Genomic DNA, 26051 nt, shown 5'->3' on the forward strand with positions numbered 1-26051 from the left:
CGTATGGGTGTCGAATATCTGAAGTCGGGCAAGCTGGAGGCCGAACGGTCGGTGGATGATGCCAAGGTTCGCAAGATTGTGGAAACCGCCTTGGCCGATATTTGCGCACGCGGCGATGCGGCGGTCAGAGAACTTGCCGAAAAGTTTGACGGCTATGCGCCTGCCAGCTTTCGACTGTCCCAACAGGAGATTGACGAGCTGATTGCGCAGGTCAGTCCACGTGATCTCGAAGACATCCGTTTTGCCCAGGCGCAGGTGCGGCGGTTCGCCGAAGCGCAAAGGGCGTCGATGACCGACATCGAAATCGAGACGGAACCTGGCGTGATCCTTGGCCATAAGAACATTCCTGTCCAGTCTGTTGGTTGTTATGTGCCAGGCGGCAAGTTTCCACTGGTTGCCTCGGCTCATATGTCGGTGCTGACGGCATCGGTTGCCGGTGTGCCAAGGATCGTCGCGGCGACACCGCCGTTCAAGGGCAAGCCCAATCCGGCGGTGATTGCCGCCATGCATCTGGCGGGTGCCCATGAGATCCATGTTCTGGGCGGTATTCAGGCCGTCGGCGCCATGGCGCTCGGCACGGAGACACTGGACCCCGTTCATATGCTTGTCGGTCCGGGCAATGCGTTTGTCGCCGAGGCCAAGCGTCAGCTCTTTGGCAAGGTGGGGATCGATCTCTTCGCCGGCCCGACGGAAACCATGGTGATTGCCGACGAGACGGTTGATGCAGAACTTTGCGCGACCGACCTCCTTGGTCAGGCGGAGCATGGCTACGATTCTCCGGCGGTCTTGGTAACAAACTCTCGAAAGCTTGCCGAAGGGACCCTCGCGGAGGTTGAGCGTCTTTTGAGCATCTTGCCGACGGCCGATACGGCGTCTGTTTCCTGGAGAGATTATGGCGAAGTGATCCTGTGTACCACCTATGACGAGATGCTTGATGTGGCGAACGAGATCGCGTCAGAGCATGTTCAGGTGATGACCGATCGCGACGACTGGTTTCTCGAGAAGATGACATCCTACGGTGCGCTGTTTCTGGGCCCGCGGACCAATGTGGCCAATGGCGACAAGGTGATTGGGACCAACCACACGCTGCCGACCCGAAAGGCAGGCCGCTATACAGGCGGGCTCTGGGTCGGCAAGTTTCTGAAAACACACAGCTATCAGAAAATCCTGACAGACGAGGCAGCCGTGCGGATCGGTGAATATTGCTCCCGTCTGTGCATGCTGGAGGGATTTGTCGGTCACGCCGAACAGGCCAATGTGCGTGTGCGCAGGTATGGCGGCAAGAATGTACCCTTTGGGGAGGCGGCTGAATGATTGAACTGCCAAAGACGCCGTCCTTCAGCCTTCCCGGCAAGAAAGCGCTGGTTGCCGGTGCGTCCTCGGGTATCGGGTTTGCCTGTGCCAGCGCTCTTGCAGAAGCGGGGGCACATGTCGTGCTGGGCGCACGCCGGGTTGAAAAGCTCGAGCAGATCGTGGCCGCGATGTCCGAGCAAGGCTGGTCTGCCGAGGCGCTGCAGCTCGATATCGCCGACGTGGAAGCGACGGCTGCGACTGTTTCTGCAAATGGTCCTTTCGACATTCTGGTCAACAGTGCCGGACTTGCGCGTCATTCGTCAGCTGTAGAGACCTCGCCCGAGGACTTCGATGCCGTGATGGAGGTGAACCTGCGCGGGGCCTACTTCCTCGCCCAAGCCGTCGCCAAGGAGCTGATCTCAAACGAACGTCCCGGATCGCTGATTACGATCTCGTCGCAAATGGGCCACGTGGGCGGGGTCGATCGTGCCGTCTATTGTGCGTCCAAGTTTGCGGTCGAGGGCTTCACAAAGGCGATGGCGCTGGAGTGGGGAAGCTCCCAGATCCGGGTTAATACAGTCTGTCCAACCTTTATCAGGACGCCCTTCACTGAAGCGACGTTCGACAATCCGGAACGGGTCAAGTGGGTCGAGGAAAAGATCAAGCTTGGCCGGACGGGTACAGTCGAAGACATCATGGGCGCCGTGCTTTACCTGGCCAGTGACGCGTCGTCGCTGGTCACCGGCACGGCGATGATGGTGGATGGCGGATGGACGGCTGACTGATGTCAGGTGGTGTGACGAAGGGTGTACGGGTCACGGCACATGACGTTGCTAAGCGTGCAGGGGTCAGTCAGTCGGCGGTGAGCCGGGTTTTTACTCCGGGCACATCTGTCTCGCCGCTGATGGCGGAAAAAGTTCAGAAAGCGGCTGATGAGCTCGGCTACAGGCCGAATGTGCTTGCACGGTCGCTGATCACCGGACGGTCCCGCATTATCGGCCTTCTGGTTTCCTATCTGGAAAACCAGTTCTATCCGGAGGCACTGGCACGGCTTTCAAAGGCATTTCAGGCCAAGGGCTATCGTATCCTGGTCTTTATGGTGTCCCGTGACGAAGGGGAGACCGATCGGGTCGTGCAGGACCTTCTAGACTATCAGGTCGACGGCATTGTTGCGGCCTCTGTCGGGCTTTCTGATGACGTTGCCTTGAAGTGCACGCGGTCCGGCGTCCCGGCGGTCCTGTTCAACAGGGGGCAAGGGCATCCGGATCTCTGCGAGGTGACCTCTGACAATCGCGGCGGCGCAAGACAGGTTGCAGACCTCTTTGTGACGTCCGGTCGTGAGCGGATTGCACATATTTCCGGATGGTCAGGGTCGTCGACCGCAAGGGAGCGAGCCGAAGGATTCAAGGAGCGACTGGCGGAGCGCGGCACATGTCTGTTTGCTGAAGCATGTGGCGATTTTACCCGTGACGGAGCTGTCGGGGCAGCTAGACGGCTCTTTAACGTGCCACGAGGGGAGCGGCCCGATGCGGTCTTTGTCGCCAACGACCACATGGCGTTTGCCGTCATGGACGTCCTTCGCTTCGAGCTGAAGCTCCAGATACCAGATGAGGTGTCCGTGGTTGGCTATGACGATGTGCCGATGGCCGGCTGGCCGTCCTACAATCTGACGACGGTCAGCCAGTCGCTGGACGATATGGTCTTGGCTACGGTGAACCAGTTGTTGGCCAGGATCAAAAAAGAAGAGCTTCCTGCGACCCACGAGCGGCTGGCAGGTCGGCTCATCCGCCGGGGATCCGCCTGACCCCCGGCATTTTTATGTGATCGTTCGGCCCTAGCGCGCGGGCACGATGTTGTGCTCGGGGCCGAAGGGGAAGCCCGTGATGTTGTCGGCGCCATCCTCGCCGACGATCAGAATGTCGTGCTCCCGGTAGCCGCCGGCGCCCGGTTCTCCCTCGGGGACCATGATCATGGGCTCCATGGAGACGACCATTCCGGGCTCAAGAACCGTGTCGATGTCTTCGCGCAGCTCAACGGCGGCTTCTCGGCCGTAATAATGCGAGAGCACGCCGAAGGAGTGGCCGTATCCAAAGCTGCGATATTTCAGGAGATCGTGGCTGAGGTAGATCTCGTTCAACGTCTTGGCAATGTCACTGCACTTGGCGCCCGGTTGGATAAGCTCAAGGCCCGCGCGGTGCACATCACAGTTGATCTCCCAGAGCTTCAGTTCCTCCGAAGTGGCACGCTCGCAGAAGAGTGTGCGTTCAAGGGCCGTGTAGTAGCCGAAGATCATCGGGAAGCAGTTGAGGCTGAGAATGTCGCCAGCTTCAATGCGCTTGTTGGTGACAGGGTTATGAGCGCCGTCGGTGTTGATGCCGGATTGGAACCAGGTCCAGGTGTCCATGAGTTCGACATCGAGGAAGCTGGCGGCGATTTCACGGATCATGGCGTTGGTCGACGCGATGGCCACCTCATGTTCCGGCACGCCTGCCTGCACGGCGTCATAGACTGTCTGGCCGCCCAGGTCGCAGATCCGCGCGCCTTCGCGGATCAGAGCATGTTCTTCTGCGCTCTTGATGGTTCTTTGCATCATGACGTCGGCTGCGATGTCGACGAGTTCGACACCTGGTAGTGCGGCCTCCAGCTTGGTCTTGATGTCGAGCGACACATGGTCGAACTCGATGCCGATACGCCGAACCGTGGCCCCGGGCAGCTTCAACAGCGACTGGATCGCGTAAAAGAAGTTGTCCTTGCGCCAGTCGGTGTAGGTCAGCGCATCGCCGTGGGTGCGCCTCCAGGGCTGACCACCATCGATCCCGGCGGAGATGGTTGTCGCTTCGTCAGCCGTGACAAGGAAGCCGTAGTTGCGCCCAAAGGCGCAATAGAGGAAGCCTGAGAAATAACAGATGTTGTGGTAGGAGGTGAGGAGGCAGGCATCCAGCTTGCGCGCCTCCATTGTCTTTCGCAGTCCTGCCTGACGGCTGTCCATTTCGCCATCGGAAAAGGGGGAATAGGCCTTCGCGCCATTTTCCATTTCATAGACGCGGATCATATCTGCACTCATTTGCCACTCCTTGCTTGGGGCCGTAAACGGAAAACGGGCCGGCTTCGCAAGGAAGCCGGCCCGCCAGGCCCTGATTGAATTGTCGGTCCGCCGAAGTTGCGCCTCTCGCGCTTCTTCCCGATAGCTGGCGTTCCGCCATCGGTCCCCGCAGGGATACGGAAATAGGTGTTTAGCCCGGGGAAAGACCCCGCAGACGCTCGGACCGTCGTCTAAGGCCCTCGAGAACGGTCAGAAGGACAATCGATATGGCGACCATGAGGGATGCAACGGCCAGAATTGTCGGAGATATCTGCTCTCGCAAGCCGGTGAACATCTGCCAGGGCAAGGTCTTTTGGCCGGCCGAGCCGAGAAACAGCACGACGACGACTTCATCGAAAGACGTGATGAAGGCGAAAAGTCCGCCGGAGACAACGCCCGGGATGATCAGCGGCATCTGCACCTTGAAAAAGGTGGTAACGGGGTTGGCGCCCATGCTGGCCGCAGCGCGAACCAGGGACTGATCGAAGCCGACGAGCGTTGCCGTGACCGTGATGATGACGAACGGTGTGCCAAGGGCGGCGTGAGCGAGCACGACGCCCCAGTAGGTGCCCTGAAGACCGATGCGGGAATAGAAGAAATACATTCCGGCCGCCGAAATGATCAGCGGAACGATCATCGGTGAGATCAGGATCGCCATGATGGCCGAACGATAAGGCACATGCGGACGGGACAGACCGATTGCGGCGAGTGTTCCAAAGCTTGTTGCCAGGATCGTTGCGGCAGGTGCGATCATGACCGAGTTCTTCAGTGCCTGTTGCCAGTCAGGGTTGGTGAAGAAGTCCTGATAGTGCTTGAAGGAATAGCCTTCCGGTTTGAACGCCAGCATCTCCTTGGTGAAGGTGAAGAAGTCCTGCGCATTGAAGCTGAGCGGGAGGATCACCAGGATCGGGAAGATCAGGAAGAAGAAGATCAGGCCGCAGGCAACGCGGAAGGTGTAGTGCCACACTTTCTGGCCCGTGGAGGCATAGGGAGGTAGTGCGCTCATGGTTCTCTCCCTATCCGAGCTTCACGTTGTCGATACCGACGATCTTGTCGTAGACGATAAAGAGGATCATCACGGCCGCCAGAAGCAGGGTGCCAAGGGCAGCTGCCAAGCCCCAGTTCAATGAACTGGAAATATGGTAGGCGATCCGGTTCGAGATGAAGATGCCCGACGTGCCACCCACCAGTTCCGGCGTGATGTAATAGCCGATCGCAAGAATGAAGACGAGAACTGCTCCGGCGCCAATTCCAGGAACCGACTGAGGGAAATAGACCCGCCAGAAGGCTGTCCAGTCCGTGGCGCCAAGGCTCTTGGCCGCACGGACATATGTTGGAGAGATCGTTTTCATGACCGAATAGAGCGGCAGGATCATGAAAGGCAGCAGAATATGCGTCATCGCGATGATCGTGCCGGTCTGGTTGTTGATCATGACGAGGCGATTGGCGTCGGAAATCAGTCCGATCCAGACAAGGAAGTCATTGATCACACCCTGCTGCTGCAAGAGCACCTTCCAGGCCGACGTTCTGACCAGAAGTGACGTCCAGAAGGGCAAAAGCACCAGGATCATTAAGAGGTTCGACGTGCGTAGAGGAAGCTGCGCGAGGAGGAAGGCGATTGGGTATCCAAGCAACAGGCAAGACACGGTGATCGCGATTGAGAGCATCATCGTCCTGCCAAAGAGAAGCAGGTAGATCTGCTCGTCCTCGGGCTTCATCTGGAGCCCCTCCGAAGTGCGCTCAGCATCAAGCGAGGACAGGAAGTAGCCGTCGGTGTAGCGCGGCGAGAATTGTTTCAGGGTTTGCCAGGTGTCGACCTGACCCCATTTCTTGTCCGCCTTGAGGAACTGCTCCTTGTAGGGCGGTTCAGTCATCTTCTTGACGCGGCGTCCGGTCTTGCGGAACAGACTTGAGATGCCGGTCTTTTCATAGTTCAGGCGGGACCCTAGCCGGGTATGGGTCTTCAGATCGACCGCCACCTGCAGATCGGCAGCGAGTGCGGCAAAGACCGGCTCACCTGGTACTTCGCCGGAAGACGGATCCCAGTCCTGCAAGGCGTTGACTGTCTGCGGCAGCGTATCTTCCACGATGCTGTTTTCTACGGACCTAAACAGCATGTCGGCGATCGGCGCGACGAAGGTCAGAAGGACAAAGATCAGGAGCGGCGCGATCAGAACGAGGGCTCGAAGTTTCTCACGGCGCAAGGCCCTGGCGAGGCTTGCTTTCAGGGGCCTGCCGTCCTTGGTTGTCAGAACCTGCTCTGTGGCGGTTTCGCTCATGAATTCAATTCTTTCAGCTCATAATGAGGAAGTCCGGATGAGGGACGTGCCCTCATCCGGATGTTTTTGCGAGACTTACTTGGCGAGCCAAGCCTGGAATTTTGCATCCAGATCGTCGCGGTAATCAGCCCACCATTCGTAGTTGTACAGGAAGGTGTTCTTGGCGTTGTTCGGATCGGTTGGCATATGCGGTGCCATGTCGATGCCGAGGTCAGCATGCTTGCCGACGAGCGGTGCGGAAGACGCACGTGCAGGGCCGTAGCTGATGTATTTGGCCTGGTCCGCAAGACGCTGTGTGTCTGTTGCGAACTTGACGTATTCCATTACGGCTGCCTTGCGGTCATCCGGCAGGCCGGCAGGAACAATCCAGCCGTCCAGATCGAACACCTGAGCGTCCCAAAGCATTTTGACCGGCTGCTTCTGCTCTTCGATCAGAGCGAACAAACGACCGTTGTATGTGGAGCCGATCACGACTTCCTTGTCGGCCAGGAGCTGAGGCGTTTCCGCACCAGCGGACCACCAAACGACCTGATCCTTGATGGTGTCGAGCTTTGCGAGTGCGCGGTCGAGACCTTCTTCGGTTTCCAGAACGTCATAGACGTCTTCCTTTGCAACGCCGTCGCACAGGAGAGCCCATTCAACGTTGTTGATCGGACGCTTTTCGAGCGAACGCTTGCCCGGGAATGTTTCCAGGTCGAAGACGTCACAGATGTCGTCCGGCTCTTTGCCGTTCCACTCAGCGATATCCGAGCGGAAGCCGAATGTGGTGGAGTAAACGATCTGCGGAATGAAGCACTCGGAGACCAGGAGATCGCCGAAGTCTTCCGAAGCAGGCGTTCCATCTGGAGCAGCTGCGAGATCGGTGTCCGGGTTGATTTCCAGGGCGAGGCCTTCGTCACAAAGACGGATTGCGTCGGATGCGACGACGTCAACCAGGTCCCAGGTGATGTTGCCGGCTTCGTTCATGGCGCGCAGCTTGGCGACGGCTTCAGCGGACGATTCATCATTGATGATGTTCACGTCCGGATTCATTTCCATGTAGGGCTTGTGGTAGGCGTTGTTCTGCGAAGCAGAGTATGCGCCACCCCAGGAGACGATGGTCATGTCTGCTGCTAAAGCAGAGGAACCGAGCAGGGCCACTGCGGTGCCTGCGAGAATTGTTGACTTGAGCTTCATGATAGTTAGCTCCCTCTTTCTGGTTTGAACGGACGTAGTACGGGTCCGTCTACTCACGGCCGAAGCCCGACTTATTCGGGTCGGCCTGTGATCTTCAAGCGACGGCGTCGAGCGCCTTGCAATCATTGATGGCCCAGCCGATGGGCACGGTTTCGCCGGTTTCGAGCTTGCGCCGTTCACCGCGGTTTCTCACCTTGACGATGAATTCGTCATTGCCCGCGACACTCATCCGAACCCGGATGTGATCGCCGAGGTAGATGAGTTCCTCGATACGGCCCTGAACGAGATTTTCCATGGAGGAGGCGGGCTCGAACTCGACCCGCTCAGGCCGAAGCGACAAGGTGGTGCGATCGCCGACCGCGTTGACGTTGACCTTGTCCGCTTTCAGCTGGGTGCCGTCGTCCAGTTCCACGAGGCACTCATTGCCGGATACGCCAATGACCTTGCCGCTGAGCTTGTTGTTTTCGCCGATGAATTGGGCAACGAAGGAATTCTGCGGGTCCTCATAGAGGCTGTCTGGCGTCGACAGCTGCTGGATGACGCCATCGTTGAACACGGCCACCCGGTCGGACATTGTCAGCGCTTCGGTCTGGTCATGGGTCACATAGACCACCGTCACACCGAGGTTTTCGTGAATGTGCTTGATCTCGTACTGCATCTGCTCGCGCAGCTGCTTGTCCAGCGCGCCGAGAGGCTCATCCATGAGCACCAGTTCAGGATCGAAGACCAATGCGCGCGCCACAGCGACACGCTGTTGCTGACCTCCGGAGAGCTGGGCCGGACGGCGATTGCCGAAATCGCCAAGCTCGACCATTTCGAGCGCGCGTTTGACCTTTTCTTCCTGCTCGGCCTTGCCGACGTTTCGCACCTGAAGCGGGAAGGCAAGATTTTCGGCGACGCTCATATGCGGGAAGAGGGCGTAGTTCTGGAACACCATGCCGATGCCCCGCTTATGCGGCGGCACGTTGTTGATCGGCCGGTCATTCAGAAAGATCTCGCCATGGGTCGCGGGCTCGAAGCCTGCGAGCATCATGAGGCAAGTGGTCTTGCCGGAGCCAGACGGCCCAAGCATGGTGAGGAACTCTCCGGGGGGAATGTCGAGGTTGAGGTTTTTTACGACCAGGATTTCGCCGTCATAACTCTTTTGGACGTTCTCATAGCGAACGGACGCGCCTCGATTTGATGGCATAAGATCCCCAACACCCTTTTTCATTTTTAATTGCCGGAAGGCAAAAATTTCCTCTGGGACGTGCTGGTGCGGCAGCGACGTTCCTCGAAGTTGACATGATCAAAACAAATTAAAGTGCCGAGGAAAAGGGGGGGCAAGCGAATTGATGAATAAATATTGGACAGAAGCGTGCAAGGATTGTTCACAGCCAAACATTTGAACTTGCAGCAATTAATTGAATCTCGTCGCTCAGCTTGGCTCGACTTTGGCCTGCTTTGAACAACGCCAAAAAAATGCGCAGATGACGTTTTTATTGAACTGGTTGTCGCTTTTGTCTTCCTGACGCCTTGCGCTTTGTTTCCCACTGAAGCCTCGGATTTTTCATCGAGGATATTTCGTAAATTGGAGGCGAGCGTCGTCTATGGCGCAGAAGCCCGCCGTTTTTCGTCAGATTTTCTCACATCGACCGAATTCATCAGCGGGAGCGACGAAGATGAGCGCAAGTGTTTTGCCATTCACCAACCAAGAGTATGAGCGGCGGTTGAAAAAAACGCGCATTGCGATGGAAACGGCCGGAATCGACCTCCTTTTCCTCGAAGATCCATCCAATATGGCATGGCTGACCGGCTATGACGGCTGGTCATTTTATGTTCATCAGGGGGTCCTGATTTTTACCGATGAAGACCCGATTTGGTGGGGCAGGCGCCAGGATGCCAATGGCGCGCACCGCACGGTATGGATGTCTGACGAGAGAGTTACGTTCTATCCGGACCATTTCGTGCAGTCGACCGAGCGCCATCCGATGCAGGTTCTGGCGGAGCTGATCCGCAGCAAAGGCTATGGCGCGAAGCGTATCGGGCTCGAACTCGACAACTACTATTTCTCAGCCAAAGCCTATCTGACGCTTCAATCCGAGCTTCCGGATGCGGCCTTTGTGGATGCGACGGCGCTGGTGAACTGGCAGCGATCCGTGAAATCGGAGGAGGAGCTGGTCTACATCCGGAAGGCGGCTCGTATCTCGGAAAAGATCATCGATGGGGCGTTGGAGCGTGCCGTGCCGGGCATGAAAAAGGTCGATCTGGTCGCAGAGATGTATTCCGATGCGATTCGCGGCGTCGAGGATGCCTGGGGTGATTATCCCGCGATTGTTCCTTTGCTGCCGAGCGGGTCTGATGCGGCGGCTCCGCATCTGACCTGGGACGGTCGGGAGCTGCAGTCTGATGCGGCGACTTTCTTCGAGATTTCAGGCTGTTACCGGCGGTATCATGCACCTCTCTGTCGCACTCTGTACTTCGGAAAACCGCCTGAGTTTATGCTTGAGGCGGAAAAAGCCCTGGTTGAAGGCCTCGAGGCGGGTCTGGAAGTCGCACGCGCTGGAAATCGGGCCTGCGATATCGCCCTTGCGCTTGCCGCTCCTTTGGAACGGGCGGGGATCGACCGGGGCGCGCGCGCCGGCTACCCGATTGGGCTGTCCTATCCGCCCGATTGGGGCGAGCGGACGATTTCGATCCGAGAAGGTGACGAAACAGTGCTCGAACCGGGCATGACTTTCCATTTCATGCCTGGTCTATGGATGGACGATTGGGGGCTTGAGATCACCGAGAGCATCTTGATCCGCGAAAACGGCGCTGCTGAAACCCTGTGCGACCGGCCGCGCAAGTTGCATATCAAGGATTGAGTCATTGGTGGATCTGAATAGGACCAAAGCAATTTTGGGCGATCTGATCGCCTTTCCAACCGTCTCCTCCGACAGCAACCTTGATCTGATCTCCTATGCGGCGAACCTGCTGGAGCAGCTGGGCGCGCGCATTGAACTGACGAGCGACGGCACCGGGAGGAAAGGCAACCTGTTTGCCAGTTTCGGCCCGGATATCGCAGGTGGGATCGTCTTGTCCGGCCATACCGATGTCGTGCCCGCCAATCCGGATGAATGGGTTGGTGATCCGTTTGAAATGCGAGAGGCCGACGGGCGGCTCTATGGGCGCGGTGCCTGTGACATGAAGGGCTTCATTGCCGCTGTTCTGTCCAAGGCTCCGGAGCTTGCCGAATCTGCTGTAAACAGACCTCTGCATATTGCTCTGACGTTCGACGAGGAGGTCGGCTGCCTCGGCGCCCAGCGGCTTGTTTCTGCCCTCGAAGGCCGCGAAGCGCTGCCATCGCTTGTGATCATCGGAGAGCCGACGATGATGGGGGTGATCGATGGCCACAAGGGATGCTGCGAGTATGTCACGCGTTTCCAGGGACTGGAAGGACATGCGTCTAATCCAGGTGGCGGGGTGAACGCCATCCATTTCGCCAACCGGTATGTCTCGCGCCTGCTCACACTCGGCGAAGAGCTAAAAAACCAGGCAGATGCCGACAGCGTATTTGACCCGCCTCATTCGACGCTACAGGTCGGGCGAATAGAAGGGGGAACCGCTCGCAACGTGGTTGCCGGCTCTTGCGAGATCGATTGGGAAATTCGGCCGGTCAAGCTCGGCGACGAAGAACACGTCAAGGATCAGCTTGGCTTCTACTGCGAGGAAGTGCTGCTTCCGGAAATGCGAATCATCTCGCCTGCCGCGGCCATTGATCTGGAGGTCGTGGCTGAGGTTCCTGGCCTTACGCCAATCCCGGACAACACGGCGCGCAAGCTTTTGTTCGAACTCACGGGCGAAGAGACATCTGATGTTGTGGCTTTCGGCACGGAAGCGGGATTGTTTCAGTCTCTCGGCATGCATGTCGCGGTCTGTGGCCCGGGATCAATCGATCAGGCGCACAAGCCGGACGAATTCGTCAGCCTTGAGCAGCTGTCGGCCTGCCTCACTATGCTGGATGGATTGAGTGCCGAACTTCGCGATGAGACCTGATCGTCGGCTCTTTTAAAGCTTGAGAATCGGAACCGTTGCGCCTGCCGGCAATGGCTTTGCGTGGGGAGGACGGATGATCAGTGCACCGGACTTTGCCAGCAGCGCCAGCATCGAGCTGTCTTGTTTGGCAAAGGGGGTTACCATGAGCCGGCCGTCGTCGGTTTTGCCGAGTTCCGCGCGGACGTAATCCTGGCGCCGGTCGTTTTCACCTATTGGGCTCGCGAGGACGGCTTCGGTTTCAACTCCGGGCCCGATCTCTTGGCCCAGCATGGCGCCGATCAGCGGCTTGAGGAACAAAAGGGCGCAAACGAGGCTGGAGACGGGATTGCCCGGGAGGCCCAGGACCTTCATCGGGCCGAGATGGCCAGCCATGAGCGGCTTGCCTGGTCTCATTGCAATGCGCCAGAACGCCAGATTCATGCCTTGTGCGCCGAGAACGTCCTGAACGAGATCATGATCGCCGACGGAGGCTCCGCCCAGGGTAACCAGGATATCCGCCTTCGCTTCAATCGCGCGACGAACGTGCCCTGCCATGGCGACCGGTTCATCCGGCGAAATGCCAAGATCCAGCGCGGTGCCGCCACAGTCTTCGACGAGGGCTGCAACACCGGCATGATTGGAGGCGATGATCTGGTCCGGACCGGGTTCTGTACCAGGGCGAACCAGCTCATCCCCTGTGGCCAGGATCGCAACCACCGGACGGCGGCGGACGGGCAGCTCTGCATGGTTCATGGCCGCTGCCAGCGCTAGGTCGCGATATCCGAGCTTCGCGCCGCCGGCAATCAGGATTTGCCCTTCGGAAAAATCCAGCCCGGCTGGGCGAACAAACAGGCCTCGCGCGGGGCTCTCGGTGGCGGTGACCTTGTCGCCGTCACGGATCGCATCTTCCTGAATGAGGATCGTATCCGCGCCATTGGGAACCGGCGCTCCGGTGAAGATCCTGACGGCCTGGCCGGGACCGACTGTTCCCTCGAAACCATGTCCCGCCGGCGCTTCGCCAATGACAGTGAGTGTCGCCGGAACATTTGCCACATCTTCGGCACGCACCGCGTAGCCATCCATGGCCGATGCGGCAAACGGAGGCTGCGTGCGCGTCGATGCCAGATCTTGAGCCAAGACGCGGCCGTTGGCGTCAGCAAGCTGGGCCGTCTCGGTTTCGCACAACGTGACCCCCTTCAAGAGCTCAGTAAGAGCGTCTGCGACCGGCATGAGGGGTTTGAGCGAGGGGGTGTTCACGGGCTCAGGTGCCGCCTGTGCCGCCGTCGGCGGAGGTCCAGTGGCCTGATTTTCCACCTGCCTTTTCCAGCAAGCGGATATCGCCGATCACCATACCTCGGTCCACGGCCTTGGCCATATCATAGATGGTCAGGCAGCAGACGGAGCAGGCGGTGAGGGCTTCCATCTCGACGCCGGTCTGCCCGCTCACCTTGGTCGTCGCCTTGACCCGCAGGCCAGGCAAATCGGCGTCGGGCTCTATGTCGATTGTGACCTTGGACAGGGCGAGCGGGTGACAGAGCGGGATCAGCTCGTGGGTCTTTTTCGCAGCCATGATGCCAGCGATGCGCGCTGTTGCAATCACGTCGCCCTTCTTGGCATTTCCCGAGACAATAAGCTCGAGCGTCTCAGGGCGCATTGTCACAGACCCTTCTGCGACCGCGATGCGAGAAGTCACATCCTTTTCGGACACGTCAACCATGTGGGCTGCGCCGGCAGCGTCAATATGGGTCAGCTTGGGGTCGGTGTCAGGCAAGCGGTGTTCCTATTCGGCTGCGTCGGCTTTGGCCGCTGACCGATCGAGTAGCGCTCGCGTCGCCGCGGTGACATCGGCTTGGCGCATCAGGCTCTCGCCGATCAGGAAAGTCGAAATGCTGGATCTCGACATTCTGGAAAGATCGGCCGGCGTAAACAGTCCCGACTCACCGACGACAATACGGTCGTTCGGCACGAGCGGCGCAAGCTCTTCGCTGGTTTCAAGACGGGTTTCGAAGGTCTTGAGGTTGCGATTGTTGATGCCGAAGAGCCGCGATTTCAGTTTGAGTGCCCGCTCGAGCTCATCGCGGTCATGAACTTCAAGCAAAACATCCATTCCCAGCTCCAAGGCACTGTCTTCGAGAGCCTTTGCAGTCTCATCATCGACGGCGGCCAGGATGATCAGGATGCAATCGGCTCCCCAGGCACGGGCCTCATGCACCTGATAGGTGTCATAGAGGAAGTCTTTGCGCAGGGCGGGCAGCGAAACCGCATCGCGGGCGGCGTTCAGGTATTCCGGCTTGCCCTGAAAGGAAGGCGTATCGGTCAGCACGGAGAGGCAGGCCGCTCCACCGGCCTCATAGGCCCGTGCAAGGAGAGGGGGATCGAAGTCCTCGCGAATGAGGCCCTTTGACGGGCTCGCCTTCTTGATTTCTGCGATCAGCGCGTAATCCCCGGCGTCGAGTTTGCGCTCGATTGCTTTTTGAAATCCACGCGGCGGCGCGATGTCCGCGATGACCGCTGTGAGATCACGCAGAGAGACCTTTGCTTTGGCGGCAGCAATCTCGGCGCGCTTGTATTCTTCGATCTTCGTCAGAATATCAGACATCGGATTTATCCGTTTGAGGTTGCGACAAGACGCTCGAGACAGTCGGCGGCCGAGCCACTGTCGAGAGACTGAGCGGCCAGGGTCATGCCGTCGGTTAGCTTGTCGCATTTTCCGGCAATCAACAGCGATGCGGCCGCGTTGAACAATACCACATCCCGGTAGGCATTCTTCGCGCCTGACAAGACTTCGCGAAGCGCGAGGGCATTTTCGGCCGGCTCACCGCCCTTGAGGTCGTCCGACTTGACGAGCGGAAGGCCGACGTCAGACGGGCTGATCTCGAAAGAACGGATCTCTCCGCTTTTGAGTTCGGTTACATAGCTTGGCCCGGTCGTGGTGATTTCATCCATGCCGTCTGAGCCATGAACCACCCAGACGTGATCCGACCCAAGGCGTTGAAGGACCTCGGCGATGGGCTCAACCCATTCGCGCGCATAGACGCCCAGCAGCTGCCGCTTCACGCCCGCCGGGCTGGAAAGCGGTCCAAGGAGATTGAAGATCGTCCGCGTGCCGAGTTCGACTCTCGTCGGGCCGACGTGCTTCATGGCTGAATGATGCAGCGGCGCAAACATGAAGCCGATACCGGCTTCCTTGATGCATTCGGCGATCTTCGCCGGGCCAATGTCAATGTTGACGCCGAGTTGGGCGAGGGCTTCTGCTGCGCCGGATTTGGACGACAGGGAGCGGTTGCCGTGTTTGGCGACGGGCACGCCGCACCCCGCAACAACAAGAGCAGTGCACGTGGAAATGTTGTAGCTGCCGGAGTTGTCGCCCCCGGTGCCGACGATGTCGATCGCATCTGACGGAGCGTTCACCGGCAGCATCTTGGCGCGCATGGTCTCAACGGCTGCGGTGACTTCGTCAATCGTCTCGCCGCGGACCCTGAGTGCCATCAGGAAGCCGCCGAGCTGTGACGGTGTCGCTTCTCCTGACAGGATAATCTCAAAGGCTGCACGCGCCTCGTCGCGCGAAAGAGCGCTTCCGGTCGAAACCTTGGCGATGAAGTCCTTGAAGTTACTCATGTTCGGTCCGCAAGTGTCGTGGCGGTGGCCTGGTGGCCACCGCGTTTACATGGATCGCATCAGTTGGTTCCGACGCCGATGACCTGGGCGATCGAAGCCTGATTGACCTCGACACCCGCCTTCTGTTCGATGTCGGTCACATACTGGTTCAGGAGGGAATCCTGCAACTGCTGCGACAGCTGTGTGCGAAGCTGGCGTACGTCCTGAGCCTCGGCGAAGAACGCGGCTGAATTTACCGCATCCACCTTGAGCACGAGACGATTTGCGCCATCCGATGCCGGTGCAGCCGCCGTGATGCCGGAGGGGCCGGCAAAAGCTGCGACAACGGCTTCACGTCCAAGATCACCATCAGAGCCAGTGCGCGCGAGACCGGCGACGAATTTAACGTCCGCGCCGAGTTCTTCCGCCAGACTTGCGAAGTCCGCGCCCGTTCTGGCGCGCTCGGCCAAGTCTGTGGCGAGTTCGGTCAGGCGTTTTTCCTCTTCGTCCGCCTTCCAGGCTGCAACAACCCGGTCACGAACTTCAGACAAATTGCGGTCACGAGAGGGCACCACCTTGGTGACCTCGTACCAAAGGAAGCCACGGTCACCGAGTTGCAACGGATCGTTCTCGACGCCGACATCGCTGTCGAAAGCACCTGCAAGGAGGCCAGCGGCTTCCGGCAGAACAACGGCTGTTTCGTTCTCATCGTTCCCCTGAGCGTCAAAGGCAGCAGGAGTGATCGTCTCGAGAGAGAAGCGGGATGCGATTTCCGCAAGGCTTGCACCGCCTGCACGGGCATCCTCGATCTCATCGAGAAGATCCAAAACTTCACGCTCGGCCTGGTCCTGAGCAAGTTCCTCACGGATCTCGTCGGCGACCTCTTCAAGGGCCTTGACGGATTCCGGTTCGATATCAGTGACATTCACGATAACGGATGAAAAGCGGCCTTCAACCACTCCACTTGTCTCGCCCTGCGCCAGGGAGAAAGCGGCGTCGCCGATGGCTTCATCAAGAAAGTCCGCCTTTGCCATCAAGCCGAGGTCAACGTCATTTGCGCCAAGCCCCTGTTCGGCCATCAGGTCATCGAACGTCATGCCGCCAGCGAGTTTTTCTGCAGCGGCTTTCGCGTCGTCTTCATTTGTGAAAGACATCTGACGGACATCGCGGCGCTCGGCCTGGAAATAATCATCCTTGTTGCGATCATATTCCGCGGCGACTGCGTCCTCACCGATGTCGTCCGGGCGCATGAGCTTGGTGGGCGACAGTTCAAGGATTGCGATCTCGCGATATTCCGGAGCCTTGAAATTGTCTTTCTCGGCGTCGAAATAGGCGGTGAGATCGGTCTCTGACGGATCTTCGATTTCGCCAAGAAGCGCTGGCTCCAGCAGCAGATAGCTTACGTCGCGGGTCTCTGCTTCGAAGGAATGGAGTGCCTCAAGATAGGCGATCGGCGTCGCCATGCCGCCGGTCAACCCTTCTGCGAGCTGCTGGCGCTCGGCGAGCTGTCGGCGCTCGACGACATATTCGTCTTCGGTCATGCCGTTGTTGCGAAGCACCTGGGCAAGCTGTGAACGGTCATAGCCACCACCTGGGCGCTGAAACGCGGGATCCGCCTGGATGAGCGTTGCCAGTTTCTGATCGGAAACACCGAGGTTCATGGACGTTGCCGTCTCATTCATGGCAGCTTCAGCGACCAGCTTTCCAAGGGTCTGTTGCGGAATGCCGAACTGTGCGCCCTCGACAGTGGAGAGCGGGCGTCCAATTTGACGGCCCAGATTGTTCAGATCTCGGCGATAGGCCCGGTCAAAGGAAAACAGAGAGATCTCAGTCCCGCCGACCTTTGCGGCGACGTTCTGGCCGAAGCCCTGGAAAATATCTGCGACACCCCATACGGCAAAGCTCATGACGAGCAGAGCGATAAACAGTTTGGCAATCCAGGTGCCGGCGCCCTTGCGCAGCGCGTCGAGCATGTGTTCTCCCGTCCTTGTCCGGTCAGATGGCCTTGGTACTAAAGGCCCAATTTGCTTTTTGGCTCCCTTGCGGAGCGGGCGGATAATAGAGAGCCATGCCGGGCGCTGCAAGGCGGCCAGCTAAACATCCGCGAACCTTTTTTCACGGCTTTAAATTTGCAAGCCCGGCGCATTTTTGCGCTATAGAGCTTCGAATATTGAAAAATACGCCGTCAGGAGGACAAAAGGCATGTCGCAGACGATCAAGCCGTTGGTAGCTGGTAACTGGAAAATGAACGGCCTCAGGTCTCATCTCGATGTTGCATCCGAGATCGCAGCCGGCATTTCATCCGAGTTGGCCGGTAAGGTCGATGCCATGATCTGTGCTCCAGCGACGCTTATACAGCTTCTGGCGCAATCGACGAGCGCCACCGCGCTGCGGATCGGCGGTGAAGACTGTCACAGCGCCGAGAGCGGTGCGCATACAGGCGACATTTCTGCGGAAATGCTTGCTGATGCGGGCGCTACTGCCGTGATCGTCGGGCATTCCGAGCGGCGCACGGACCACGGCGAGACGGATGCTCTCGTCAAGGCGAAAGCGGAAGCTGCATGGCGTGCCGGCCTCGTTGCCATCATCTGCGTCGGCGAGACCGAATCCGAGCGCAAGGCGGGCAGGGCGGTTGAGGTTGTCTCCGGGCAGCTGGCCGGATCGATTCCGGACGGCGCAACCGCGCAGAACACCATTTTGGCTTATGAGCCGGTTTGGGCTATCGGCACCGGCCTGACGCCGACGTCCGGTGATGTCGAGGAAATTCACTGGGAAATGCGTGAGGCGCTGATAGCGCGCCTCGGTGCTCAGGGAGCTGACATGCGGCTTCTTTACGGCGGTTCGGTGAAACCTGGTAACGCGCAAGAACTCATGGGCGTCAAAAATGTTGATGGCGCACTGGTGGGCGGGGCGAGCCTCAAGGCGACCGACTTTCTCGGAATTCTAGCCGCCTATGCATGATGGGGGCTGAAACTGCCGTCAGAAACACCCACATCAAGACTGGTACGGCCGCCAATAGTGGTGTAGAAGGCCGCCAATCTTAAACAAAAAGAATGGCCCACGATGGAAACCGTAGTCATCGTAATTCATCTCATGGTCGTGCTGGCACTTGTGCTGGTCGTCCTCCTGCAGCGCTCCGAAGGTGGCGGGCTCGGGATGGGCGGCGGCGGAGGTGGCGGCGGCGGACTAATGTCCAGCCGCGGCACAGCCAATGTTTTGACCCGTGCGACAGCGGTCCTCGCCGTTGCATTCTTTATCACGTCTCTCGGCTTGAGCCTGATCGCCAAGATGGGTGATCGTCCCGCGTCCGTTCTTGATGCGGTTCCGACCAGCCAGGATCTCCCGAGTTCTGGTGAAGGATCGACCGGAAACGGCATCCTTGATGCGCTGAAGCCGCAAGAAGAGGCGCCTTCGGGCCCACAGGTGCCGGCCGCGCAATAAGCAGATGGACACCCTGTCCGACTGCTAAGCTCGTATCGACATTATGCCCTGCGTCCCCCGCAGGGCATTTTTGTTGTGTCTAATCAAAACTCCCGTGTGGCCAAACGCCCCTCGGCAAAGATATGGTATTGCTCCATGGCGCGATACATTTTCATCACTGGCGGCGTGGTTTCCTCGCTTGGCAAAGGTTTGGCTTCCGCAGCCCTTGGAGCATTGCTTCAGGCGCGGGGCTACAAGGTCCGGCTTCGTAAGCTCGACCCTTATCTCAACGTCGATCCGGGCACGATGAGCCCGTATCAACACGGCGAATGCTTCGTAACGGATGATGGTGCAGAGACGGATCTGGACCTTGGTCACTACGAACGCTTCACCGGTCGTCCCGCAAACAAGCAGGACAACATCACAACTGGACGGATCTACCAGGACATCATCGCCAAGGAACGCCGCGGCGATTACCTCGGCGGCACGGTTCAGGTGATTCCCCATGTCACCGATGCGATCAAGGCATTCGTGCTTGATGGCAACGAAGACTATGATTTCGTTCTCGTCGAGATCGGCGGTACGGTCGGTGATATCGAAGGTCTTCCGTTCTTCGAGGCGATCCGCCAGCTCGGCAACGACCTGCCGCGCGGTGACGTGGTCTATGTCCATCTGACCTTGATGCCGTATATTCCGGCTGCGGGCGAGATGAAGACCAAGCCGACACAGCATTCGGTCAAGGAGCTGCGGTCCATCGGTATTCAGCCGGACATTTTGATGATCCGCTGCGATCGGCAGATCCCCGAATCGGAAAAACGCAAGCTGTCGCTGTTCTGTAACGTCCGCGAAAGCGCGGTGATTCCGGCTTATGACGTCAAGTCGATCTATGATGTGCCGGTTGCCTATCATCAGGAAGGTCTCGACGACGAAGTGCTGTCAGCTTTCGGAATCAAGGGTGCGCCTGCGCCTGTTCTGGATCGCTGGGAAGGTATTTCGGCCCGCGTCGCCAATCCGGAAGGCGAAGTCAATATCGCGATCGTTGGCAAGTACACGGTGTTGAAAGATGCCTACAAGTCACTGATCGAGGCCCTTGTCCATGGAGGCATTGCCAACCAGGTCAAGGTCAACCTGCAGTGGATCGAATCGGAAACCTTCGAGAAGGAAGACCCGTCGCCCTATCTTGAGGGCGTTCACGGCATTCTGGTGCCCGGCGGATTTGGTGAGCGCGGAGCAGAAGGCAAGATCGCCGCGGCCCAGTTCGCACGCACCCGCAAGGTTCCCTATTTCGGTATTTGCTTCGGCATGCAGATGGCCGTCCTGGAAGCTGCTCGCAATCTTGCGGGAATCACGGAGGCGAATTCGACAGAATTCGGCCCGGCCAAGGAACCCGTCGTCGGTCTCATGACCGAGTGGACGCGCGGCAACGAAAAGGAAATTCGGGATCAGGACGGGGATCTGGGCGGCACGATGCGCCTTGGTGCCTATGCGGCGGCGCTTAAGCCTGGATCAAAGATTGCCGAAATTTATGGCTCGACCGAGATTTCCGAACGTCACCGCCATCGTTACGAGGTGAACATCGGTTATCGTGACAAGCTTGAGGCTTGCGGGCTGGTCTTTGCCGGAACGTCTCCCGATGGTGTGCTGCCGGAAACCGTCGAGATCGAGGAACACCCCTGGTACATCGGTGTTCAGTATCATCCTGAACTGAAGTCACGTCCCTTTGAACCGCATCCGCTGTTTGCCTCCTTTATCAAGGCTGCAATGGCGCAAAGCCGGATGGTCTGACCTTTGATCTGCAAGACGGGGAGATTGTGATGGCTCGAGGCCTGGACCATGTCGTGGTGGCGGTAAGCGATTTGGACGCTGCTGCCCAGGCGTGGGCAGAGCTCGGGTTCACGGTCACCCCGGAAAACCGTCACGCTTGGGGAACCGCCAATCGGCTGGTTCAACTCGACGGGTTTTTCATTGAGATCCTCACGGTGGCGGATGAAAGTTTGATTGTGGAGGCATCAGAAGGCGACTTTTCCTTCGGTGCCTTCAATCGGGACTTTCTGAAAACGCGCCAGGGCGCGTCGATGCTGGTCGCAGAGAGCGTTGATCCTGCCCAGGACAGAGCGGATTTTCAAAGGCTTGGGCTGACCACCTATGCGCCCTTTTCCTTTGAGCGTGTGGCAAACTTCAAGGACGGTTCCACTGGCAAGGTCGGCTTTGACCTGACCTTCCTGACTGATCCGCTGATTCCCGATCTTGCCTTTTTTACCTGCCGAAACCGGTATCCGGAAACTTTCTGGAACGCTGACTTTCAGCGCCACGACAATGGTGCGGCTGCGATCGGAGCCATCTTCATGGTGGCGTCTGACCCTTCCGATCACCATGAGTTTCTGGGCGGGTTTACTGGCCAGCGGGAGATGCGGGCGACTAGCCTCGGGCTCGAGATTCAAACCCCGCGGGGTTTGATTTCGGTTCTCAATCCCGACGCCTATCGCCACCTTGTTGGCGATACGGCTGCGAATGAAGTGACGTCCAACTTGCCGCAGATTGTGGCAGTGGAAGTCGTTTGCGACGGCCTTGAGAAGCGAAAAGTGATTCCCGCAGGCGACGCCCTGGGGATTACTGTGATCCTGACGCCAGCTGTCTAGAGCCTGCGAGTTCTGGCCGGGCGTCCCCTGCTTTCTCTTCCTTTACGGAACAAGTTTTGCGACCGGCTGATAAGCGCTTGGCGTTGCGCCGAATTTGTCTGTAATCTGCATGTCAAAGAGTGAGCCGTAGTCTGAACAGGCGGCAGAACTCGTGACGGGAGATCAGACTGTATGCCCTTTCAGACGAAACCCAGACGTCTTGCGCGATTGTTGATTCTTTCCGGCGTCGCGTTCGCCCTCGCCAGCTGTAACGACAAGAGCGAAGAAACGGCCGCGCCGCCGCCTCCTTCCGTGACCGTCGCCGGCGTCCAATCGAAGGACATCCGTCAGAGCGAGAGCTTCGTTGGAGAAATTGCTGCGGTCGATCAGGTCGGGCTGGTGGCTCGGGTCAGTGGGTTCCTGGAAGAACAGCTCGTCAAGGACGGGGCAATCGTCAAAAAAGGCGATCTGATTTTCAAGATCGAGAAGCAGCAGTATGAGGCCGCTCTACAGTCCGCAAATGCGGATCTTGCCAGCGCCAAGGCTGATGCTGCCTTGAAGGCTGCGGACGAAAAACGCGACAAGGACCTTCTCGACAAGGGGCACGTTTCCGAGGCTGCCTATGAGTCGACACTTGCTCAGAAAGAGCAGGCAGAGGCGTCGGTTCTCTCAGCCGAGGCCGCGATTGCCCAGGCGAAGCTGGATCTGAGCTACACGGACGTGAAAGCTCCCTTCGACGGCCAGATCGGCAAGGCCGCCTATAGTGTCGGTGAGGTGGTTGGTCCGACCGCGGAGCCTCTCGCCACGCTCATTCGCCTGGCCCCGGTCTATGTGAATTTCTCGGTTAGCGAGGCGCAGTTCCTCAATGCGGTCAAGGAACATGGGATCGACCCTGTCGACCTCGACCCGGACAAGGCTCCCGATCTCAGCCTGGTCCTGCCGAATGGTGAGAAATTCGACGAGACTGGTGAGATCGTTTTCATCGACAACAAGGTCGATAGCCAGACGGGCACCATTTCGTTTCGCGGCCAGTTTGCCAACACGTCCAACCGCCTTGTTTCAGGAACCTATGTCACGGTGATCATCGAGGCTCCGGTCGAAACCAAGGCCCTGACGATCCCGCAGGCCGCGGTTCAGCGCGATCAAAGGGGCAGCTTTGTTCTCGCCATCAGCGCCCAGGAACAGGTCGAGCAGCGTTACGTCGAACTCGGTGCGCAGGTCGAAGGCGATTTCATCGTCACAAGCGGCCTACAGGAAGGTGAAAGGGTCATCGTTGAAGGCCTGCAGAAGGTGCGTCCCGGTGTGCCGGTGAATGCGGTTCTTGCGTCCAAACCGGTGGAGTAAGCGCGATGTTTTCTGCTTTCTTCATCTACCGGCCCAAGTTTGCCTTGGTCATCTCGCTCGTCATCACAATTGCCGGAATTCTCGGGTATCTCGCCCTTCCGGTTGAACAATTCCCCAACATCACACCGCCGGTGGTCAGCGTTTCAGCGACCTATACCGGGGCAAATGCTGAAGTGCTCGAACAGACCGTGGCGGCGCCGATCGAAGCGCAGGTCAATGGTGTCGATGACATGATTTACATGTCGTCGACGAGCTCTGACAGCGGGAACTACTCGCTCAACGTGACCTTCGCGGTGGGAACCGATCCGGATATTGCGACGGTGAACGTGCAAAACCGGGTCAGTCAGGCGACGAGCCAGCTGCCAAGTGAAGTCACGGCCAACGGCGTGACCGTGCAGAAGGCCTCCACCAACATGCTGATGGTGGTGACGCTTTTCTCGCCGAAAGGAACCTACGACGAGGTCTTTCTGTCGAACTATGCCTCGATCAACCTGAAGGACGCACTTGCACGTGTTGGCGGTGTCGGCAAGGCGGATGTTTTGACTGACTTTGCTTATGGCATGCGCGTCTGGCTGGATCCTGATCGGCTTGCAAGTCTCAACATGACGCCGACGGATTTCATTTCGGCCATCCAGGACCAGAACATTCAGGTCGCGGCTGGCCAGATTGGCGCTCCGCCCGTGCCTGAAGGGCAGCAGTTCCAATATACGATCAAGGCCAAGGGGCGCCTGGAAACCAAGGAAGACTTCGAGCAGATCGTCCTTCGCACGGGGGACGACGGCGCGATCGTCAAGGTCGGTGATGTGGCGCGGGTGGAACTTGGCGCGCAGACCTATTCGGCGAGCGGCGAATTCAATGGGCAGCCATCGACCGTTCTGGCCATCTATCAGGCCCCTGGTGCCAACGCGCTTCAGGTCGCGGAGGGCGTGCAGGCGCGGCTTGATCAGCTGTCTCAGGCCTTTCCCGAGGACATGGAATATGATGTCCCATTCAATACGACTGACTTCGTTGAGCAATCCTTGAACGACGTGATCACCACGCTGCTGCTGACCTTTGTGCTTGTGGTTGCGGTGGTGTTTATGTTCCTCGCCAACTGGCGCGCAACGATCATTCCCACCGTCGCCATTCCGGTTTCCCTGATCGGCACGTTCGCGGTCTTGATCCTGCTAGGCATGTCGCTGAACACGATCTCGCTCTTCGCTCTCGTACTTGCGATCGGCATCGTGGTGGATGACGCCATTGTTGTCGTCGAGAACGTGGAACGCATCATTGCCGATGAGGGCCTTGATCCGCGGGAAGCGACGGCCAAGGCCATGGGGCAGATCACCGGGCCGGTGATCGCGACGACGCTTGTGCTGCTGGCGGTCTTTGTTCCGACAATTTTCATGCCCGGCATCACCGGTGAGCTCTATTCCCAGTTCGCCGTGACCATTTCGGTTTCCGTGGTGATTTCTTCCATCAACGCACTGACGCTTTCGCCGGCCCTGTGCGGGTTGGTTCTCAAGCGGCGGACGGGCCCGCCAAAGGGCCTTCTTGCGCTTTTCGACAAGGGCATCGGGTCGGTTCGTGACGGATACACCCGCCTTGTCCGCAGATTGCTGAGAGTGGCCTTTCTCGGAGTGGTCGCCATCGCGGGCGTGATCGCGCTGATCGTGTTTCTCGGCGGACGTCTGCCGCAGGGGTTTTTGCCACTGGAAGATCAGGGCTACCTGATGGTCGACATCCAGTTGCCGGATGGGGCTGCACTTGCCCGGACTGAAAGTGTCACGGAACAGGTGGTCTCTACCGTCAAGGACATTCCAGGTCTCCAAAGTGTGGTGGTCGTCAACGGCTATTCAATTCTGAACGGCGGCCTTTCTTCCAACAGTGCAATGGTCATCACCACGATGACAGGCTGGGAAGAGCGTCAGGAACCGGATTTGAAGATCAATGCGATCCTAGCGACATTCTGGCAGAGGTTCTCCCAGATTTCCGGTGCGAACATCATCGCCTTCAACCCGCCGCCGATTCCCGGCCTTGGCACGACGGGCGGTGTCGAGATGATGGTACAGCAAACCGGCGGCGGCACGCCTCAGGACCTGGCGGCAGCCATCGGCTCACTGGTCTATTCGGCCAACCAGTTGCCTGATATCGCACAAGCCTATTCGACTTACCGCTCCAATGTTCCGCAGATTTTCGTCGATCTTGATCGTGATAAGGCGAAAACACTCGGGATCGACGTCGCGGATGTTTTCACAACGCTTCAGGCCTATCTCGGCTCCTACTACGTCAATGACTTCAACATTTTCGGGCGTGTCTACAAGGTCATGATCCAGGCCGAGGGGCAGTACCGCAACAGAGTTGAAGACATTGGTCGCCTATATGTGCGCTCAACGGATGGGACGATGGTTCCCATGCGCTCGCTCGTGACGACCGAAAATGTCCTCGGGCCGCAAAGCCTGAAGAGATACAACATGTTCCGGGCGGCTTCCGTCAATGCGGAGCCTGGGGCGGGCGCTTCGACAGGTGTGGTCATTAACGGGATGGAAACAGCGGCGGCGGAGGCCCTGCCGCCCGGATATACGTTTGAATGGACGGGCACTGCGCTCCAGCAGGAGGGATCCGGCAACATCGTCATCTTCATTTTGATGTTGGCGATTCTCTTCGCCTATCTGTTTCTCGTGGCGCAATACGAAAGCTGGAGCATGCCCGTGGCGATCCTCATGTCGGTGACGGTTGCGCTTCTCGGCGCGTTCGTGGCCGTCTGGCTATCTGGCGGCGATGTCAATCTCTACACACAGATCGGGATGATCATGCTTGTGGGGCTGGGGGCGAAAAACGCGATTCTGATTGTCGAGTTTGCCATCGAGCAACGGTCCTCGGGCAAGACCATCAAGGAGGCCGCCGAGGAAGCGGCCCACCTTCGCTTCCGCGCTGTGATGATGACTGCTCTGTCCTTTCTGCTGGGCGTGGTGCCCTTGATGACGGCTTCAAGCGCCGGTGCGGCGAGCCAGAAGGCAATTGGTTTCGCGGTCTTTGGGGGCATGTTCTTCGCAACGACCCTGGGCGTGATCCTGATCCCGGTTCTCTATGTCGTGATGCAGACCACTCGGGAAACCGTCAAAGGCTGGTTCGGGTGGAAACCGGAAAACGATACGCTGCCAGAGAGCGGGCAGGGCGCTGTGCCGCAGGAAGGTTAGACCTTCGAAGGGTTTTTCAGCGAGACAAAAGAGCCGGCGGATTCGCCGGCTTTTTATTTGGGTAGTT

General features: G+C 58.5%; 21 protein-coding genes. 11 read left to right on the forward strand and 10 right to left on the reverse strand.

What is annotated here, in order from left to right; translation table 11 throughout:
• Positions 1 to 3: 3 nt before the first annotated feature.
• The 3 genes from hisD to IG617_RS06290 are packed head-to-tail and all read left to right on the forward strand — an operon-like array spanning position 4 to position 3097.
• A complete protein-coding gene (gene hisD / locus IG617_RS06280) occupies positions 4 to 1314 on the forward strand; it encodes a histidinol dehydrogenase (protein ID WP_192108321.1) in 1311 nt (436 codons plus the stop codon).
• Positions 1311 to 2078 (forward strand): SDR family NAD(P)-dependent oxidoreductase, encoded by a 768-nt coding sequence (locus IG617_RS06285; RefSeq protein ID WP_192108323.1) that lies wholly within the window; start codon positions 1311 to 1313, stop codon positions 2076 to 2078. Before hisD ends, IG617_RS06285 begins: the two co-directional genes overlap by 4 nt.
• A complete protein-coding gene (locus IG617_RS06290) occupies positions 2078 to 3097 on the forward strand; it encodes a LacI family DNA-binding transcriptional regulator (RefSeq protein WP_192108325.1) in 1020 nt (339 codons plus the stop codon). Before IG617_RS06285 ends, IG617_RS06290 begins: the two co-directional genes overlap by 1 nt.
• A 30-nt stretch (positions 3098 to 3127) precedes the next feature.
• Here the strand turns inward: IG617_RS06290 and IG617_RS06295 are convergent, their stop codons facing one another.
• The 5 genes from IG617_RS06295 to IG617_RS06315 all read right to left on the reverse strand — a co-directional run bounded on the left by IG617_RS06295 (position 3128) and on the right by IG617_RS06315 (position 9019).
• A complete protein-coding gene (locus tag IG617_RS06295; protein WP_192108327.1) occupies positions 3128 to 4357 on the reverse strand; it encodes a M24 family metallopeptidase in 1230 nt (409 codons plus the stop codon).
• Between the two features lie 169 nt (positions 4358 to 4526).
• The gene (locus IG617_RS06300; RefSeq protein WP_192108329.1) at positions 4527 to 5381 is read right to left on the reverse strand and encodes an ABC transporter permease; all 855 of its coding nucleotides are present in this window, start codon (positions 5379 to 5381) and stop codon (positions 4527 to 4529) included.
• Positions 5382 to 5391: 10 nt separating this feature from the next.
• Complete coding sequence (locus tag IG617_RS06305; RefSeq protein ID WP_192108331.1) at positions 5392 to 6654, reverse strand: ABC transporter permease; 1263 nt, start codon at positions 6652 to 6654, stop codon at positions 5392 to 5394.
• 75 nt (positions 6655 to 6729) lie between these two features.
• Positions 6730 to 7830 carry an extracellular solute-binding protein gene (locus IG617_RS06310; RefSeq protein WP_192108332.1) on the reverse strand — a complete coding sequence of 367 codons (1101 nt, stop codon included), beginning with the start codon at positions 7828 to 7830 and terminating at the stop codon, positions 6730 to 6732.
• A gap of 94 nt (positions 7831 to 7924) precedes the next feature.
• Positions 7925 to 9019, reverse strand: coding sequence for an ABC transporter ATP-binding protein (locus tag IG617_RS06315; RefSeq protein WP_192108334.1), 1095 nt, complete (start codon positions 9017 to 9019; stop codon positions 7925 to 7927).
• A 472-nt stretch (positions 9020 to 9491) separates the two neighbouring features.
• Here IG617_RS06315 and IG617_RS06320 point away from each other — a divergent pair, with 472 nt between their 5' ends.
• Both IG617_RS06320 and argE read left to right on the forward strand, forming a co-directional pair.
• A complete protein-coding gene (locus tag IG617_RS06320) occupies positions 9492 to 10676 on the forward strand; it encodes a M24 family metallopeptidase (RefSeq protein ID WP_192108337.1) in 1185 nt (394 codons plus the stop codon).
• 7 nt (positions 10677 to 10683) lie between these two features.
• The gene (gene argE / locus IG617_RS06325; RefSeq protein ID WP_338109947.1) at positions 10684 to 11847 is read left to right on the forward strand and encodes an acetylornithine deacetylase; all 1164 of its coding nucleotides are present in this window, start codon (positions 10684 to 10686) and stop codon (positions 11845 to 11847) included.
• A 12-nt stretch (positions 11848 to 11859) separates the two neighbouring features.
• Here argE and IG617_RS06330 read toward each other — a convergent pair whose 3' ends face one another.
• From IG617_RS06330 to IG617_RS06350, 5 genes are all read right to left on the reverse strand, one after another.
• On the reverse strand, positions 11860 to 13056 hold the full coding sequence (locus IG617_RS06330) for a molybdopterin molybdotransferase MoeA (RefSeq protein ID WP_192108525.1): 1197 nt from the start codon (positions 13054 to 13056) through the stop codon (positions 11860 to 11862).
• A gap of 31 nt (positions 13057 to 13087) precedes the next feature.
• Positions 13088 to 13543, reverse strand: coding sequence for a cyclic pyranopterin monophosphate synthase MoaC (gene moaC / locus IG617_RS06335; protein ID WP_254170474.1), 456 nt, complete (start codon positions 13541 to 13543; stop codon positions 13088 to 13090).
• Positions 13544 to 13606: 63 nt separating this feature from the next.
• Positions 13607 to 14425 (reverse strand): indole-3-glycerol phosphate synthase TrpC, encoded by an 819-nt coding sequence (trpC, locus tag IG617_RS06340; RefSeq protein WP_192108343.1) that lies wholly within the window; start codon positions 14423 to 14425, stop codon positions 13607 to 13609.
• A gap of 5 nt (positions 14426 to 14430) precedes the next feature.
• The gene (gene trpD, locus IG617_RS06345) at positions 14431 to 15444 is read right to left on the reverse strand and encodes an anthranilate phosphoribosyltransferase (RefSeq protein ID WP_192108345.1); all 1014 of its coding nucleotides are present in this window, start codon (positions 15442 to 15444) and stop codon (positions 14431 to 14433) included.
• Between the two features lie 59 nt (positions 15445 to 15503).
• Complete coding sequence (locus IG617_RS06350; RefSeq protein ID WP_192108347.1) at positions 15504 to 17396, reverse strand: SurA N-terminal domain-containing protein; 1893 nt, start codon at positions 17394 to 17396, stop codon at positions 15504 to 15506.
• 229 nt (positions 17397 to 17625) lie between these two features.
• Here IG617_RS06350 and tpiA point away from each other — a divergent pair, with 229 nt between their 5' ends.
• The 6 genes from tpiA to IG617_RS06380 all read left to right on the forward strand — a co-directional run bounded on the left by tpiA (position 17626) and on the right by IG617_RS06380 (position 25984).
• Positions 17626 to 18384: a triose-phosphate isomerase gene (gene tpiA / locus IG617_RS06355; protein WP_192108349.1), complete on the forward strand. Its 759-nt coding sequence runs from the start codon at positions 17626 to 17628 to the stop codon at positions 18382 to 18384.
• 102 nt (positions 18385 to 18486) lie between these two features.
• Positions 18487 to 18864 (forward strand): preprotein translocase subunit SecG, encoded by a 378-nt coding sequence (secG, locus tag IG617_RS06360; protein WP_153769110.1) that lies wholly within the window; start codon positions 18487 to 18489, stop codon positions 18862 to 18864.
• A gap of 135 nt (positions 18865 to 18999) precedes the next feature.
• A complete protein-coding gene (locus IG617_RS06365; RefSeq protein ID WP_192108351.1) occupies positions 19000 to 20628 on the forward strand; it encodes a CTP synthase in 1629 nt (542 codons plus the stop codon).
• Positions 20629 to 20657: 29 nt separating this feature from the next.
• Entirely contained in the window at positions 20658 to 21482 is an 825-nt protein-coding gene (locus tag IG617_RS06370) for a VOC family protein (protein WP_192108353.1), read from the forward strand.
• A gap of 171 nt (positions 21483 to 21653) precedes the next feature.
• Positions 21654 to 22805, forward strand: coding sequence for an efflux RND transporter periplasmic adaptor subunit (locus IG617_RS06375; protein WP_192108355.1), 1152 nt, complete (start codon positions 21654 to 21656; stop codon positions 22803 to 22805).
• Between the two features lie 5 nt (positions 22806 to 22810).
• Positions 22811 to 25984 carry an efflux RND transporter permease subunit gene (locus IG617_RS06380; protein ID WP_192108357.1) on the forward strand — a complete coding sequence of 1058 codons (3174 nt, stop codon included), beginning with the start codon at positions 22811 to 22813 and terminating at the stop codon, positions 25982 to 25984.
• Positions 25985 to 26051 lie beyond the last annotated feature (67 nt).

This window comes from Roseibium polysiphoniae (assembly GCF_014842925.1).
GTDB classification, from domain to species: Bacteria; Pseudomonadota; Alphaproteobacteria; order Rhizobiales; family Stappiaceae; genus Roseibium; species Roseibium polysiphoniae.

Bases quoted from the DNA above. Each gene is read 5' to 3' on its own strand.
- IG617_RS06375 (WP_192108355.1), top strand. From the start codon at position 21,654: ATGCCCTTTCAGACGAAACCCAGACGTCTTGCGCGATTGTTGATTCTT.
- IG617_RS06330 (WP_192108525.1), bottom strand. From the start codon at position 13,056: ATGCCGGTCGCAGACGCTCTTACTGAGCTCTTGAAGGGGGTCACGTTG.
- moaC (WP_254170474.1), bottom strand. From the start codon at position 13,543: ATGGTTGACGTGTCCGAAAAGGATGTGACTTCTCGCATCGCGGTCGCA.
- IG617_RS06300 (WP_192108329.1), bottom strand. From the start codon at position 5,381: ATGAGCGCACTACCTCCCTATGCCTCCACGGGCCAGAAAGTGTGGCAC.
- hisD (WP_192108321.1), top strand. From the start codon at position 4: ATGGGTGTCGAATATCTGAAGTCGGGCAAGCTGGAGGCCGAACGGTCG.
- tpiA (WP_192108349.1), top strand. From the start codon at position 17,626: ATGTCGCAGACGATCAAGCCGTTGGTAGCTGGTAACTGGAAAATGAAC.
- IG617_RS06310 (WP_192108332.1), bottom strand. From the start codon at position 7,830: ATGAAGCTCAAGTCAACAATTCTCGCAGGCACCGCAGTGGCCCTGCTC.
- IG617_RS06370 (WP_192108353.1), top strand. From the start codon at position 20,658: ATGGCTCGAGGCCTGGACCATGTCGTGGTGGCGGTAAGCGATTTGGAC.
- IG617_RS06290 (WP_192108325.1), top strand. From the start codon at position 2,078: ATGTCAGGTGGTGTGACGAAGGGTGTACGGGTCACGGCACATGACGTT.
- IG617_RS06305 (WP_192108331.1), bottom strand. From the start codon at position 6,654: ATGAGCGAAACCGCCACAGAGCAGGTTCTGACAACCAAGGACGGCAGG.
- IG617_RS06295 (WP_192108327.1), bottom strand. From the start codon at position 4,357: ATGAGTGCAGATATGATCCGCGTCTATGAAATGGAAAATGGCGCGAAG.
- trpD (WP_192108345.1), bottom strand. From the start codon at position 15,444: ATGAGTAACTTCAAGGACTTCATCGCCAAGGTTTCGACCGGAAGCGCT.
- IG617_RS06350 (WP_192108347.1), bottom strand. From the start codon at position 17,396: ATGCTCGACGCGCTGCGCAAGGGCGCCGGCACCTGGATTGCCAAACTG.
- IG617_RS06315 (WP_192108334.1), bottom strand. From the start codon at position 9,019: ATGCCATCAAATCGAGGCGCGTCCGTTCGCTATGAGAACGTCCAAAAG.
- secG (WP_153769110.1), top strand. From the start codon at position 18,487: ATGGAAACCGTAGTCATCGTAATTCATCTCATGGTCGTGCTGGCACTT.
- IG617_RS06320 (WP_192108337.1), top strand. From the start codon at position 9,492: ATGAGCGCAAGTGTTTTGCCATTCACCAACCAAGAGTATGAGCGGCGG.
- IG617_RS06285 (WP_192108323.1), top strand. From the start codon at position 1,311: ATGATTGAACTGCCAAAGACGCCGTCCTTCAGCCTTCCCGGCAAGAAA.
- trpC (WP_192108343.1), bottom strand. From the start codon at position 14,425: ATGTCTGATATTCTGACGAAGATCGAAGAATACAAGCGCGCCGAGATT.
- IG617_RS06365 (WP_192108351.1), top strand. From the start codon at position 19,000: ATGGCGCGATACATTTTCATCACTGGCGGCGTGGTTTCCTCGCTTGGC.
- IG617_RS06380 (WP_192108357.1), top strand. From the start codon at position 22,811: ATGTTTTCTGCTTTCTTCATCTACCGGCCCAAGTTTGCCTTGGTCATC.